We start from the raw sequence: 13,536 nt of genomic DNA, 5'->3' as shown, positions 1-13,536 counted from the left end.
GTGCGTACCTGTCAGTTAAAGTTTTCAGCGCGGATGCGTACCACCTGACCGTCGATGTCGGTCAGTGCTTCCAGTTCCTCAATGGCGCGGTTGATCTGCCGCTCCTGAACCGTATGAGTCAGGATAATGACCGGGATGCGGCCGTCTTTCAGCTCCGACTCTTTCTGCATGATCGATTCGATGTTGATGCCATGCTCGCTCAGGATGGACGCCACCTTGGCCAGCACACCGGGACGATCCAGCGCGGTGATACGCAGGTAGTAGGCAGACTGCACGTCTTCCATGGACAGCACGTCAAGATTTTCCAGCGCTGACGGATCGAAGCCGAGATACGGCACCCGCTGGCTGCTCTGGGCAGCCACGGTACGGGCCACATCAACAATATCGGCAATCACCGCGGACGCGGTAGCCTCGTCGCCGGCGCCCGGCCCGTAGTACATGGTCTGGCCGACAGCATCGCCGTCCACCAGTACCGCGTTGAGAACGCCGTCTACCTGAGCGATCAGGTGGCTTCGCGGCACCAGAGTGGGATGGACCCGCAACTCGATGCCATCGTCACGACGCCGGGCGATGCCCAGGTGCTTGATGCGATAGCCCAGCAGTTCAGCATGGGCAATATCGTAGGGTGTGATCTGTGAAATCCCCTCAGTGTAAGCTTTCTCGAACTGCAGCGGCACGCCGAAACCTGCTGACGCCAGAATGGTCAGCTTGTGTGCAGCGTCAATGCCTTCCACATCGAAGGTGGGGTCTGCCTCGGCGTAGCCCAGGTCCTGGGCCTCCTTCAGCACCTCGGCGAATTCGCGGCCGGCGCGCATTTCGGTGAGGATGTAGTTGCCGGTGCCATTGATAATCCCGGCGATCCAGTCAATACGGTTGGCGGCCATGCCCTCGCGCACCGCCTTGATCACCGGGATGCCACCGGCCACACCGGCTTCGTAGGCGACAATAACACCTGCTTTCTCGGCGGCGTCGAATATCTCGTTACCGTGCACCGCGATCAGTGCCTTGTTGGCCGTCACCACGTGCTTACCGTTGCGAATGGCGGCAAGCACCAGTTCGCGAGCGGTTTCATACCCACCAATCAGCTCCACCACGACGTCAATGGCGGGATCGTTGACCACGTCAAAAATGTCGGTACTGAACGGCGTGTCGCCCAGATCGATATCATCACGACGGGTTCGACTGGCAACCCGGCTGATCCGGATGTTGCAGCCGGCCCGGCCGGCAATGAGCGTGGCATTGCGGGTCAGCACGTTGAACGTACCGCCGCCGACGGTTCCCAATCCGCAGATTCCGACACTGACGTCTTTCAAACTTTCACCTCTGGTCCCGCTTGGGGGTGCTGATGGGTTTTCTTGGGCTTGTTTCAAGGGGCGATAGTATACCGGTTAAGAGCACACTGAATAAGCCCCGAATTACAGGAGACCGAGGCCCTCGGCCAGTTGCTTCGCCGGAACGTAACCACGCACCATATTACCGTCCTCCAGGACGATGGCCGGGGTGCCGGTGACACCTACCTGGCCGCCGAGATTATACTGCTCACGCACCGGGTTGTCGCAGCTGGCGCCCTCAATCCTCTTGCCCGCCTTGGCGTCGTCCATGGCTCCCCGCTGATCCTCATTGCACCATACCGAGACGTATTTGTTGAACGATGAGGTGTTGGGACCGGAACGCGGAAAACCATAGTAGTGCACGGTGATACCATAGCGGTTCAGCTCCGGCACCTCGTCGTGCATTTTCCGGCAGTAGGGGCAGTCGATATCGGTGAACACGGCAATTTCCGCTTTTTCCTCGCCGTCCGCAGGAAAGCTGATCAAGCCCTTGTTGCCGAACGCCGCCATCTGCTTTTTGCGCTGATCGGCGCGATTCCGTTCGGACACGTTGGCGATGCCGCTCTCGGTAATCTGCAGAAGATCACCGGTCAGCAGGTAGCCACCGTCTTTGGTGGTGTAAATGGTGTCACCGTTGTTGCTCTCGACTTCGTACAGACCCGGCGCCTCAGACTCGCGCACTTCCGAAATACGGAGGCCCGGAACGGCCTTGGTCAGCCGTTCCGCAATGGCATCCTCGGTTTCACCGGCAGTGGCAGCGGGCACGCCAATCAGACCGGCCATCAGCAACAGAATGGACAGTGTGGATTTGATCAGATTTCTGGCAAACATAGGGACTTCCGCTCTCAGTTAACAAATGCACCCGGCCAACAGACCGTGCGCCGTGACAGTCTATTGCGACACGCTGACGCCGCCAAAGTTCAGACCCCGAACCCGGGCTACCAACCTTACCCGAAAGCGGCCATTTCAGCCACGGGGATGATGAGCCTGATGCAGGGACTGTAAACGCTGACGGGCAACGTGGGTATAGATTTGCGTGGTGGAGAGGTCCGAGTGGCCGAGCAACATCTGCACCACCCGCAGATCCGCCCCGTGATTCAACAGGTGCGTTGCAAAAGCATGCCGTAACGTATGCGGAGACAGGTGCTTGCGAATACCGGCCCGCAGGGCGTAATGGCGAATCCGGTGCCAGAACGTCTGGCGCGTCATCGCCACCGGTCGGTTACCCGGAAACAGCGCGTCAGAAGGCCGACCCTTCAGTAACTCACCCCGGCCTTGCTTCATATACTGAACCAGCCAGTCGATGGCCTCCTCGCCGAGCGGCACCAGTCGCTCCTTGCCACCCTTGCCGGTGATGCGCACCACACCCTGGCGCAAATTCACCTGATCTACCCGTAACTCCGTCAGCTCCGACACTCGCAAACCGCAGCCGTAGAGGATTTCCAGCATGGCCTTGTCTCGCAGCTCGATGGGCTTGTCCAAATCAGGCTCCGCCAACAAGGCATCCACATCCTCCTCGGACAGCGAGTCGGGCAACCGCCTGGGCAGGCGAGGGCTGTCGATCTGCAGCGTCGGGTCTTCACGCACCACCCCCTCGCGCAGAAGGTAGCGGTAAAAACGGCGCAACCCGGACAGCCGACGAGCCGCCGTGGACGTCTTGGCACCGTCCGCCAGACCGCGGGAGATCCAGGCGAGCAAATCGAGACGACGAACAGCCGTCAGCAGAGGCTGGTCCGGCTGCTCCGCCAGCCAGGCCGCAAGACGCTCAAGATCACTGCGGTAAGCCATACGGGTTTTCTCACCCAGCCCGTCCTCCAGCCAGATGGCATCGGTGAAACGGCTGATAACGGCCTCGTCTTCGGGCCGGAGCTCTGGGCGGATTCTGCGCTTCACTACCATGGGAACACCCGGACATCGGATAAGCGATTCACTGTTTTATAACAGCCAGACGCGAAAAAGGCAGCCAGTGGCTGCCTTTTTCTCAAGCTATCTGCCCAGCGTACGCTGATCAGCCCAGCTTTTCCTTGATACGAGCTGCCTTACCAGACAGGTCGCGCAAGTAGTAAAGCTTGGCCTGACGCACGTCACCGCGACGCTTCACGCTGATGCTATCGATCAGCTTGGAGTGAGTCTGGAACGTACGCTCAACACCTACGCCATAAGAAATCTTACGCACGGTGAAGGAAGAGTTCATGCCGCGGTTACGCTTACCGATAACAACACCTTCGAACGCCTGCAGACGCTCACGGTTGCCTTCAGTTACGCGAACCTGGATAACCACGGTATCACCCGGCGCGAACGCAGGGATTTCCTTGGTCATCTGTTCTGCTTCAAGTTGACTGATGATGTTGTTCTTGCCGCTCATCGTTTGCTCCTGATACCCAATCTTTTAATGCCCTGATGATTCAGAGGCACCCGGTTCGTTCAAAATTTCTTCCAGCAGCTCACGCTCTTCGTCCGTAAACACCCGCTGTTCCAGCAGGTCGGGGCGTCGCTCCCGGGTTCGCCTCAGCGACTGCTTGAGCCGCCAACGCCGGATCTGATCATGGTGACCGCCTAACAAAACATCCGGCACCGCCTGACCTTCGTAAACCTCGGGCCGAGTGTAGTGCGGACAATCCAGCAAACCGTCGGCGAACGAGTCCTGTTCGGCCGACTGCGCATGACCCAGCGCTCCGGGGATGAGGCGTGTAACCGCATCAATCACAGCCATGGCTGCCAGTTCGCCGCCAGACAGAACAAAGTCCCCCAGCGACACTTCCCGATCGACTTCCGCCGATATCAGGCGCTCATCGACACCCTCATAGCGCCCCGCCACCAAAATCAGATGCTCTTGCGCCGCAAGCGACTCAACCACCGACTGGTTCAGGGTTTCGCCCTGCGGCGAGAGATACACCACACAGGCTTCGCCAGGTGCCGACTCCCGGGCCGCATGGATTGCATCCCGCAGCGGCTGAATTTTCATCAGCATGCCCGGGCCGCCGCCATAGGGCCGGTCATCCACTGTACGATGGCGATCGTGGGTAAAGTCCCGGGGATTCCAGCTCTTGAAGGTCAGAAGACCATCACGTGCTGCCCTGCCGGTAATACCGAACTCCGTCACCGCACCGAACATCTCCGGGAACAGACTGACTGCGCCAATCCACACCCGTCAGAACTCCGGGTCCCAGTCTACGACCATGCGCCGGGAGGCCAGATCCACGTCCCGGACCACTTGGTCCGGAAGGTAAGGAATCAGCCGCTCGCGCTGGTCGATGGAAGCCGCACTGGACTTCACGACCAGAACATCGTTGGAGCCTGTTTCGATCAGATGATGTACCGCGCCCAGACACTCGTCATCGACGGTAAACACGTCGAGACCTTCCAGCTGATGCCAGTAGTACTCCCCTTCGGGCAGCGCCGGCAGCTCAGCGGTTGGCACTCTGATCTCCGCACCACAATATCGGTGGGCGACATCACGATCACTAATATCTTTGAGCCTGACGACGATCCCCTGCCCTTGGCGACGACCTTCCTCAAGCGTGGCCGGAATTCGCTTACCGTCCAGATCCAGCGTCCAGTCGCGGTAATTGAGAATTCCTTCCCTGGGGTCGGTGAACGAGAAGACTTTCAGCCATCCCTTGACCCCAAACACCGAGGTTATCCGGCCGATCACAGTTTCCTGCGAATGCTGTGTCATGCCTTGAACCCCGGAACAAATACGAACTTACTCAGCGCCTTTAAGCAGCTGGGCAACGCGATCGCTGGTCTGTGCACCCTGGCCCAGCCAGAATTCAACGCGATCACGGTCTACACGCAGACGCTCTTCCTGACCACGGGCAATCGGGTTGAAGAAACCAACACGCTCAATAAAACGACCGTCGCGGGATTTGCGGCTGTCGGTGACTGTCAGGTGATAGAACGGGCGCTTCTTGGAGCCGCCGCGAGCCAAACGGATTGTTACCATTTAACCAATATCCTGTTCTGTTGTACGAACTTTGTACGATTCACACTGGCCAAACAGTGGCCGGCGTGAAGACCCATACTCGAAAGGGGCGCTATTCTATGCTAAAAAAGCGCCGATGAAAACAGGGAAACTCAGTGAAACCCGGTTTTCTGTGTACGGCTTTCTACATACGACCAAATGGCGGCATACCACCGCCTCCGCCACCGGGAGGCATCATGCCACCCAGGCCGCGCATCATGTTGGCCATACCGCCCTTCTTGCCGAATTTCTTCATCATTTTCTGCATCTGCTTGTGCTGCTTGAGCAGACGATTCACATCCTGAATCTGGGTACCGGAACCGGAGGCGATGCGGCGCTTGCGCGAATTGTTGATCACATCCGGATAGCGGCGCTCCTTGGGCGTCATCGAGCAGATAATCGCTTCCATCTGCCCCATGGACTTGTCATTGACCTGTTTCTGCGCCACCTGCGCCATCTGGCCCATGCCCGGCAGCTTGTCCATCAATCCGGCGATGCCGCCCATACTTTTCATCTGCTGCAACTGGTCGCGGAAGTCCTCCAGATCAAAACTCTTGCCCTTCTTGATCTTGGTCGTGAGCTTCTGAGCTTTCTTCTGATCCAGCTTGCGCTCGGCTTCCTCGATCAGTGACAGCACATCGCCCATGCCGAGAATGCGCGACGCAACCCGGTCAGGATAAAACGGCTCCAGTGCGTCGGACTTCTCACCCACCCCCAGGAACTTGATGGGCTTACCGGTGATGTGACGGACAGACAGCGCAGCACCGCCACGGGCGTCACCGTCCGTCTTGGTCAGCACCACGCCGGTCAACGGCAACGCGTCATTGAACGCCTTGGCGGTGTTGGCAGCATCCTGGCCGGTCATGGCGTCAACCACAAACAGGGTCTCCACCGGATTGACCGCCTTATGCAGGCGACCGATCTCGCCCATCATCTGCTCGTCGACATGCAAACGACCGGCGGTATCGAGAATGACCACATCGATGTGCTTCTTGCGGGCCGCTGCAATGGCGCCCTCGGCAATATCGACCGGGTCCTGGTCCGCCGAGCTTGGGAAAAACTCGACGCCCACCTCTCCGGCCAGCGTTTCCAACTGGCGGATCGCCGCCGGGCGATAAATATCGGCGCTAACCACCATGACGGATTTTTTGTGGCGCTCTTTCAGCAATCGCGACAGCTTGGCGACGGTGGTGGTCTTACCCGCACCCTGCAGGCCCGCCATCATGATCACCGCGGGGGGCTGCACTGCCAGGTTGAGGGATTCGTTCCCCTCTCCCATGACCCGCTCGAGCTCCTGCTGGACAACCTTCACAAACACCTGGCCCGGCGTCAGGCTGCGCTGTACTTCCTGGCCCACGGCGCGCTCACGGACACCTTCGATAAAGGCTTTGACCACCGGCAGGGCGACATCCGCCTCCAGCAGTGCCATGCGCACCTCGCGCAGCGTGTCCTTTATATTGTCGTCGGTAAGCCGCGCCTGACCGGAAATCTTGCGCAAGCTGCCGGAAAGTCGGTCTTGAAGGTTCTCAAACATGTGGCTCTTCCGTACCCCGGATAAATTGAGTGCATGAACCCAGGAGCCGCCCCGGCTCCTTGATTCCTGTTGCATAATCGCGACATTATAACCAGACTATCGCCCTGAAACGACCAGCCCGGTCAAATCGGTGACTTGATACGCCGATCCCCAGTCAGACAGTGGTTAAAGGAAGTCATGGGAACGCTGATTCTCGCGGTCACCTCTCTTTTTCTGTACAGCATTGGCACCGCCCTGCAGGCCCTGAGCTTCAGAGGCCGCGTACACACTAATCTGGCCATCACCACGCTGATCGGCATTCTGGCCCTGACCGGGCACGGTTTGCTGATCGCCCAGACCGTGCACCGGGAAGCCAGCTTCGACTTCGGCTTTTTCCAGAGTTCGGTACTGATCTCCTGGTTGATCGTGTTTCTGCTGCTCGGCCTCAATCTTCGCAAACCGGTGCAGTCGCTGTTTCTGGTGGCCTACCCCATGGCCGGACTGGCCATCATTGTGTCGCTGGTGACGCATTCACCGTCGCGACTGGTGTCCGAAGACAGCTACGGCATGCTCTCACACATCGCCCTGTCGGTCACCGCCTACAGCCTTTTCACCCTGGCCGCGATTCAGGCCACACTGCTCTATTTCCAGAACCGCCAGCTGAAGCACAATTACAACAGTGTGCTGGTGCGCAACCTGCCACCGCTGCAAACCATGGAGTCCCTGCTGTTCGAGATGGTGTGGGCGGGGGTGGTGATGCTGGTACTGGCCATTGTCACCGGCGCCCTCTTCATAGAGGACCTGTTTGCCCAGGACCTGGCCCACAAAACCGCGTTCTCCCTGCTGTCACTGGTGGTTTTTGTGGCGCTACTGGTCGGCCGCTACACCAAAGGCTGGCGTGGCATTACAGCCAGCCGCTGGACTCTTGCCGGCTGCGCCTTGCTGATGCTGGCGTTTTACGGCAGCAAATTCGTTCTTGAGCTGGTGTTCCACCGATGAATGAAACCTCACTGACGGTGCTGTTCAGCATTCTGGTCGGCCTGATCGTATTGTCTGCGTTTTTCTCGAGCTCAGAAACCGGCATGATGTCGCTGAATCGGTATCGTCTCAAGCATATGGCGAAAACCGGCCACAAGGGCGCCAAACGCGCACAGGGCCTGTTGCAGCGCACCGACCAATTGATCGGCGTTATCCTGATCGGCAATAACTTCGTCAACATTCTTGCCTCGTCCATTGCCACCGTTATTGCCATTCGTGTGTGGGGAGACGCGGGTATTGCCATCGCCACCCTGCTGCTGACGCTGGTGATCCTGATTTTCGCCGAGGTCACCCCGAAAACCCTGGCAGCGCTGTTCCCGGAAAAAATCGCGTTTCCAGCCAGCCATATCCTCGGCCCCCTGCTGAAAATCCTGTACCCCCTCGTATGGGCGGTGAACCTGTTTACCGGCGCCATTCTCAAGGTATTGGGCATTTCTCCGGACGATGCCGCCAATGATCACCTCAGCCGCGAGGAACTCCGCACCGTGGTTAATGAGGCAGGCGCCCTGATCCCGGCCAAGCACAAGGATATGCTGGTGGGCATCCTTGATCTGGAGAGCGTTACGGTCAACGACATCATGGTGCCCCGCAACGATGTCGTCGGCATCGACCTGGATGACGACCTGGACACTATTCTGCGCCAGCTTCGCAGCAGTCAGCACACGCGCTTGCCGGTTTTTCGTGGCGACATCAACAGCATTCAGGGCATTCTTCACTTGCGCAGCGCCTCCAAGCTGCTGCTGCAGGAGGACATCAACAAGGACATGATCCTGCAACTGTGCCAGGAGCCGTACTTCGTTCCCGAAAGCACACCACTGAACACCCAGCTGATCAATTTCCAGAAAGGCAAGCGCCGGTTCGGCATCGTTGTCGATGAGTACGGCGACGTGCTGGGCCTGGCCACCCTTGAGGACATCCTTGAAGAGATCGTTGGCGAATTCACCACCGATTACGCGGCCACCAGCCCGGACATCATCCCCCAGGACAACGGCACCTTTATCATCGACGGTGCCACCGCCCTGCGCACCATCAACAAAACCCTGGGATGGAAGATGCCCACGGACGGGCCAAAAACCCTGAACGGCCTGATCACCGAAACCCTGGAGAACATCCCGGAAACCAACGTGTGCCTGAAGGTCGCCGGACACCGCATCGAAGTACTGCAAATCAAGGACAACGTGGTCAAGGCCGCAATTGTCCATCCCGGCCGCCGCAAGAAGCGCGGCCGACTGTAACCCGACGCCCGGCATAGATCGTTTGGTTATATTCCGGGCCGGGTTAGAAGATCAAAATTTAACCATCTCCTTGACCGCCACCCCCATTACACCAAGACTGAGGTGGCGTGCGACATAACAACAATCACAAGGAGTCTATCCATGAGCCTGACACACACTGTTGGTCTGCTCACCCACCCTGATCGTGAATGGGAAGCCATTCGCCAGGATTCCGAGTCCGTCAGTAAACTCTATATCGGTCACATACTTATTCTTGCGCTAATACCGGCAGTAGCCGGTTTTATCGGCACCACCCAGGTGGGCTGGCAGATCGGTGATGGCGCCGTCACCCGCCTTACGGTGGCCAGCGGACTGCAACTCTCCGTGCTGTTTTACGCGGCCATGCTATCCGGCATCTATGTGCTCGGTAAATTCATCGACTTCTTTGCAGCCACCTACGAAGTCAAAGACCGCACGCCCCGAGGCGTAACCCTGGCCGCCTATACCGCCACCCCCATGTTCCTGCTCGGCGTGATCGCGGCCTACCCCAACGTCTGGGTGAACATGGCCGTGGGCCTGGTTGCAGTGAGCTATGCCGTCTATCTGCTGTATGAGGGCCTGCCGATCCTGATGAAAATTCCGGAAGACAGGGGCTTCATGTTTGCCTCATCCGTGCTGACGGTGGGCCTCGTCATGCTGGTTGCCCTGCTCGCAATCAGCGTGGTGATCTGGAGCGTTGGTCTCGGGCCGGTGTACATCAGCTGATCTCCGGCACAGCCGGCAGAGAGCATTCGACATCGGGGGACCCTTCAGGGTGCCCCTGATTTTTTTATGCAAAACGTTTTTGTGATCAATTAGTCGTGTTACCAACTGTAAAAATGCGGTAGATTTAACCGATAATGAGAATATGAGTCAGTAAGCTCGGTCATGTATCCGGTTGAGGCGCACACAGGAGTCGGCCATGAATAAGCAGTCCGGCATACATTATCTCCGCGAGCACAGGGAGGCAGGGAGTTCCCAGCCTGTCCCGGCCGAGGTTACCCGTATCCGAGACACCGTTGTCGCGGGACTGGGAGATCTGCTGCAAGGCGCATTTGACGCGGTGGATGACTCGTTGTTCGAGCTGGCCAACAACGCCCGCAGTAACAATGAACAGAACCGGTATTTTGAAGCGATGCGGGAAATCCGTATCAAGCGGAAGGGCGTTGAACGCCACTTCCAGAATGCCGTTGCCCAGATTTTTTCCAACCCACCCCGCAGCGGCAGTGTTTCCATTGACGATGGCCAGCAGGCCGACCAGCCCTCAGCGGATAATCTCGCGCTGGTGGGTAATGACGATCTTGAGGAGCAGGTTGCCCTCAATGCGATGATCACCAAGGCCAAGGCGCATTTTCAGGGCCCCCTGCTACAGCTCCAGACCCGGTTCAGCACCGTGTATCCGGGCGCCAGTGACGAGTCCCCGGTAAACCCCATGGCGCCGGAACACCTGTGCAGTGCGTTCACTGAAGTCATCCAGGCCCTGGAAATCCAGATCCGTGAACGGCTGATCCTGCTGAAACAGTTCGATCGCTACGTGGTGTCCAACCTGGGCATGCTGCTGGACGAAGCCAATCGGATTCTGATCCAGGCCGGTGTGATTCCCAATTTCCGCTACCACGGTAAGTCCGGGCAACAGCAAAGCCGCCCCCCGGAACCCTCGGTCGGCGGTGACACCAAGACCGAACAGCGGGCCGCGCAGACCGAGCCGGAAGCTTCCGGAGGCGACAGCGGCATCTTCGAGCAGATCCGCCAGATGCTGTCATTGCAACGTGCCAACGCCGGCATGCCATCCCGGGCATCCGACCCCAACGTCCAAGTTATCGGAGGCCCCGAATTGTTCGGTTTGCTCAGCGCCCTACCCCAACAGTCCACCATGCAAGCCGGAGAGAATCTGAGCGACGGCGAACCGGTGACGGTTGATCTGCGCCAGGTGGTGGAGCAGTTGCTGGCGCACAATGCACCGAAGGATGGAAAGACACCGGCGCTGAATGAAATGGACGAGGATCTCATCAACCTTGTGTCCATGCTGTTCGAATTCATTCTGGACGATTACAACCTCTCGGCGCCGATTCAGGTCCTGATCAGCCGCTTGCAGATCCCCGTCCTCAAGGTGGTCATCAAAGACAAGAGCTTTTTCAGCCGAGCCACCCATCCGGCACGTCGCCTGCTCAACTCCCTGGCTCGTGCCGGCATTGGCTGGAGTGACAGCGACGAAAAAACCCGCGACAAACTTTACGACCAGATCCACACCATCGTGCAACGGATTCTCAATGAGTTTGATGGCGACGTGACGCTGTTCGAAACCCTCGGGGAAGAGTTCGAGCAATATCTGGCGAGAGAGAATCGCAAGGCTTCGCTGGTCGAACAGAGAACCCGGGAATCCGAGCGCGGCCGCATCAAATCCCAAAAAGCCCAGGAGATGGTCGACCAGGTACTGAAGCAGAAAGTCGGACGCTACCGGCTGCCGGAGTCCATTCGCAACATACTGGTCAATGGCTGGAGTCGAGTAATGTTTCTCGCCTACCTGCGGGACGATGTGGAACACCGTTGGCTGGAATCGGTGCGGCTGGTGGACGATCTTATCTGGTGCCTTCATCCCCATGAAGAGGACGATGAGCGGGATCAATGGGTCCGTGTGGTTCCCGGGCTGATCAAATCGCTGCGCGCCGGGCTCGAAGAGGTGTCCTACAACTCCTCGAAACTTGACGAGATGATGGCAGACCTCAAGCATGAACTGACCCAGGCCTTCCGTGCCAACGCGCTGGTGGAAGCCCGTGAGGATGAGTCGGAAACTGAAGAGTCGGCTGACAACCCGCCCAAGACCGCGGTGGAACGTGAGCAACTCCTGGAAGAGGCGGTCATCGCGGAGTTCGTGACCCAGATCGATGCCATTGAAATCGGCAATTGGGTCGAGTTCAATCTGGTGAACGGTGCCAGCTTCCGCTGCAAGCTCTCGGCCATCATCGACGAAGCGGACTGCTTTGTGTTCGTCAATCGGATGGGTTTGAAGGTTATCGAGAAAAGCCGTACAGAGCTTGCCCATGAAATGCGCCGCGGGCGCCTGACCGTGCTGGAACAGGGAGCCCTGATTGACCGCGCCCTGGACGCCGTGGTCGGCAGCCTCCGGAGCAAGGCTGGCTAGCCTTGCTCCGAACACCCTCTGGAGTAACCGACGGCTCATGCTGGACTCTGGCAGCACCGCAAGCCCTCCGGCGCAGTATCGGATAGCGCTGGCCGTTTCGCTGGCGCTGCTGTTCCACACGCTTGTTCTCTCTGCGTTGCCCCTGCTGTTCGACAGCTCCGAACGAATCGATTCGACTCTCACGTTTGAACTGGTTGTGCCGGGCAGTCAACCTGCCCGACAAACCACCGCCAGCAGCGCGGGCCAGCCGGCAAGCCCGGTAGAGGACCGTAATCCGGATTTCCAGATCCCGCCACTTGACCCCATTCCGGTGGCCATTACGCCAGCCCGGAAAACAGCGCCACCCCCGAAAGCCGCTGCGTCAGCATCACCGCAATCGGCCCCGGCCGATGCAGAGTCAGCACCCGCTGCGGCAGGAGCACCTGCCGAGAGCCGACCTTACACAGCGACCGCGGACATTAACCGGATCACCGAAACGCCAGAAGAAACCGACGCCTACATCGTGCAACTGGCCACCCGCATTGCCGGCGAACTCAGGCGCCGCCAGATTCGCGGCATTCGTGCCTTGTCACAACCCGTGGCCATGGAAATTGAGCTGCAGTTACTGAAGAGCGGGGCGCTCACGCGGGCCCGCGTGGCCCGTTCGAGCGGTGTAGAGGAAATTGATGCAGAGACGTACAGGGCGACCCTTGCGGCCAGCCCCTATCCTGAGATACCGGAAAACGATGGTCGGAGCCGCTTCCGGGTCGAACTGATTTTCTCCCCGGAGCGTGTGGCCATTCCGTAGATCAGGCTTCTGCCTGTTTGACGGCGTCCTGAACGGACTTGGTGAGTTCACCGCTTTCGGACATTTCCAGAACAATGTCGCAACCGCCCACCAGCTCACCGCCGATGTACAGCTGCGGGTAGGTCGGCCAGCTGGAGTAAACCTTCAGGGCTTCCCGCAGCTCCTGGTTGTCCAGAATGTTTACAAACGCAAAGCGCTCACCGCAGGCCATCAGGGCCTGAACAGTCTTTGCGGAGAAACCGCACTGGGGAGCCTGGGGCGTACCCTTCATGTACAGAATGACCGGGTTTTCCTCAAGTTGGCTCTTGATGGTTTCGTTAATGTCCATGAACACTCACCTCTGATTGGAAACGGGATTGCCTGCCGGCAATGTACCTGAACCCTATTGTACACGGGGCAGAACAACCGCACCAAACTCCCGGCTTGACCCGTCGCAAGCCGCGGCAGTGACGCCGTTGTCTTAACCCCCCCGAAGGGCTAGACTTGACCCCCTGTTTTCCAGGCAGCC

The 13,536-nt window shown here is 58.7% G+C and carries 14 protein-coding genes; 5 read left to right on the top strand and 9 right to left on the bottom strand.

What is annotated here, in order from left to right:
- Positions 1-11: 11 nt before the first annotated feature.
- From MLC70_RS06705 to ffh, 8 genes are all read right to left on the bottom strand, one after another.
- Entirely contained in the window at positions 12-1,313 is a 1,302-nt protein-coding gene (locus tag MLC70_RS06705; protein ID WP_248182446.1) for a homoserine dehydrogenase, read from the bottom strand.
- A 102-nt stretch (positions 1,314-1,415) separates the two neighbouring features.
- Entirely contained in the window at positions 1,416-2,162 is a 747-nt protein-coding gene (locus MLC70_RS06700; RefSeq protein WP_248182445.1) for a DsbC family protein, read from the bottom strand.
- Positions 2,163-2,297: 135 nt separating this feature from the next.
- Positions 2,298-3,230: a site-specific tyrosine recombinase XerD gene (gene xerD, locus MLC70_RS06695; RefSeq protein ID WP_248182444.1), complete on the bottom strand. Its 933-nt coding sequence runs from the start codon at positions 3,228-3,230 to the stop codon at positions 2,298-2,300.
- A 109-nt stretch (positions 3,231-3,339) separates the two neighbouring features.
- Positions 3,340-3,696, bottom strand: a complete 357-nt coding sequence (rplS, locus tag MLC70_RS06690) for a 50S ribosomal protein L19 (protein WP_127330945.1) — start codon at positions 3,694-3,696, stop codon at positions 3,340-3,342.
- A 24-nt stretch (positions 3,697-3,720) separates the two neighbouring features.
- Positions 3,721-4,479: a tRNA (guanosine(37)-N1)-methyltransferase TrmD gene (gene trmD / locus MLC70_RS06685; RefSeq protein ID WP_248182443.1), complete on the bottom strand. Its 759-nt coding sequence runs from the start codon at positions 4,477-4,479 to the stop codon at positions 3,721-3,723.
- 3 nt (positions 4,480-4,482) lie between these two features.
- Positions 4,483-5,010, bottom strand: coding sequence for a ribosome maturation factor RimM (gene rimM / locus MLC70_RS06680; protein ID WP_248182442.1), 528 nt, complete (start codon positions 5,008-5,010; stop codon positions 4,483-4,485).
- Positions 5,011-5,037: 27 nt separating this feature from the next.
- Positions 5,038-5,277, bottom strand: coding sequence for a 30S ribosomal protein S16 (gene rpsP, locus MLC70_RS06675; RefSeq protein WP_215983574.1), 240 nt, complete (start codon positions 5,275-5,277; stop codon positions 5,038-5,040).
- Positions 5,278-5,440: 163 nt separating this feature from the next.
- Positions 5,441-6,829 (bottom strand): signal recognition particle protein, encoded by a 1,389-nt coding sequence (gene ffh, locus MLC70_RS06670; RefSeq protein ID WP_248182441.1) that lies wholly within the window; start codon positions 6,827-6,829, stop codon positions 5,441-5,443.
- 177 nt (positions 6,830-7,006) lie between these two features.
- On the opposite strand from ffh, the gene MLC70_RS06665 reads away from it, so the two are divergent.
- From MLC70_RS06665 to MLC70_RS06645, 5 genes are all read left to right on the top strand, one after another.
- On the top strand, positions 7,007-7,807 hold the full coding sequence (locus tag MLC70_RS06665; RefSeq protein WP_248182440.1) for a cytochrome C assembly family protein: 801 nt from the start codon (positions 7,007-7,009) through the stop codon (positions 7,805-7,807).
- A complete protein-coding gene (locus MLC70_RS06660) occupies positions 7,804-9,081 on the top strand; it encodes an HlyC/CorC family transporter (protein WP_248182439.1) in 1,278 nt (425 codons plus the stop codon). The genes MLC70_RS06665 and MLC70_RS06660 overlap by 4 nt, the downstream gene beginning before the upstream one ends.
- A 141-nt stretch (positions 9,082-9,222) precedes the next feature.
- Positions 9,223-9,825 carry a Yip1 family protein gene (locus tag MLC70_RS06655; protein WP_248182438.1) on the top strand — a complete coding sequence of 201 codons (603 nt, stop codon included), beginning with the start codon at positions 9,223-9,225 and terminating at the stop codon, positions 9,823-9,825.
- 196 nt (positions 9,826-10,021) lie between these two features.
- Positions 10,022-12,241: a DUF1631 domain-containing protein gene (locus tag MLC70_RS06650; protein WP_248182437.1), complete on the top strand. Its 2,220-nt coding sequence runs from the start codon at positions 10,022-10,024 to the stop codon at positions 12,239-12,241.
- Positions 12,189-13,028, top strand: coding sequence for an energy transducer TonB family protein (locus MLC70_RS06645; RefSeq protein WP_248182436.1), 840 nt, complete (start codon positions 12,189-12,191; stop codon positions 13,026-13,028). The genes MLC70_RS06650 and MLC70_RS06645 overlap by 53 nt, the downstream gene beginning before the upstream one ends.
- Position 13,029: 1 nt before the next feature.
- Here MLC70_RS06645 and grxD read toward each other — a convergent pair whose 3' ends face one another.
- Entirely contained in the window at positions 13,030-13,356 is a 327-nt protein-coding gene (gene grxD, locus MLC70_RS06640) for a Grx4 family monothiol glutaredoxin (protein ID WP_248182435.1), read from the bottom strand.
- Positions 13,357-13,536: the final 180 nt, after the last annotated feature.

Source organism: Marinobacter goseongensis (assembly GCF_023156235.1).
GTDB classification, from domain to species: domain Bacteria; phylum Pseudomonadota; class Gammaproteobacteria; order Pseudomonadales; family Oleiphilaceae; genus Marinobacter; species Marinobacter goseongensis.
Note: the sequence above shows the minus strand (reverse complement) of the source record. Positions and strands in the feature narration are given on the sequence as shown.

Bases quoted from the DNA above. Each gene is read 5' to 3' on its own strand.
- MLC70_RS06700 (WP_248182445.1), bottom strand. From the start codon at position 2,162: ATGTTTGCCAGAAATCTGATCAAATCCACACTGTCCATTCTGTTGCTG.
- xerD (WP_248182444.1), bottom strand. From the start codon at position 3,230: ATGGTAGTGAAGCGCAGAATCCGCCCAGAGCTCCGGCCCGAAGACGAG.
- rplS (WP_127330945.1), bottom strand. From the start codon at position 3,696: ATGAGCGGCAAGAACAACATCATCAGTCAACTTGAAGCAGAACAGATG.
- rimM (WP_248182442.1), bottom strand. From the start codon at position 5,010: ATGACACAGCATTCGCAGGAAACTGTGATCGGCCGGATAACCTCGGTG.
- rpsP (WP_215983574.1), bottom strand. From the start codon at position 5,277: ATGGTAACAATCCGTTTGGCTCGCGGCGGCTCCAAGAAGCGCCCGTTC.
- ffh (WP_248182441.1), bottom strand. From the start codon at position 6,829: ATGTTTGAGAACCTTCAAGACCGACTTTCCGGCAGCTTGCGCAAGATT.
- MLC70_RS06665 (WP_248182440.1), top strand. From the start codon at position 7,007: ATGGGAACGCTGATTCTCGCGGTCACCTCTCTTTTTCTGTACAGCATT.
- MLC70_RS06660 (WP_248182439.1), top strand. From the start codon at position 7,804: ATGAATGAAACCTCACTGACGGTGCTGTTCAGCATTCTGGTCGGCCTG.
- MLC70_RS06655 (WP_248182438.1), top strand. From the start codon at position 9,223: ATGAGCCTGACACACACTGTTGGTCTGCTCACCCACCCTGATCGTGAA.
- MLC70_RS06650 (WP_248182437.1), top strand. From the start codon at position 10,022: ATGAATAAGCAGTCCGGCATACATTATCTCCGCGAGCACAGGGAGGCA.
- grxD (WP_248182435.1), bottom strand. From the start codon at position 13,356: ATGGACATTAACGAAACCATCAAGAGCCAACTTGAGGAAAACCCGGTC.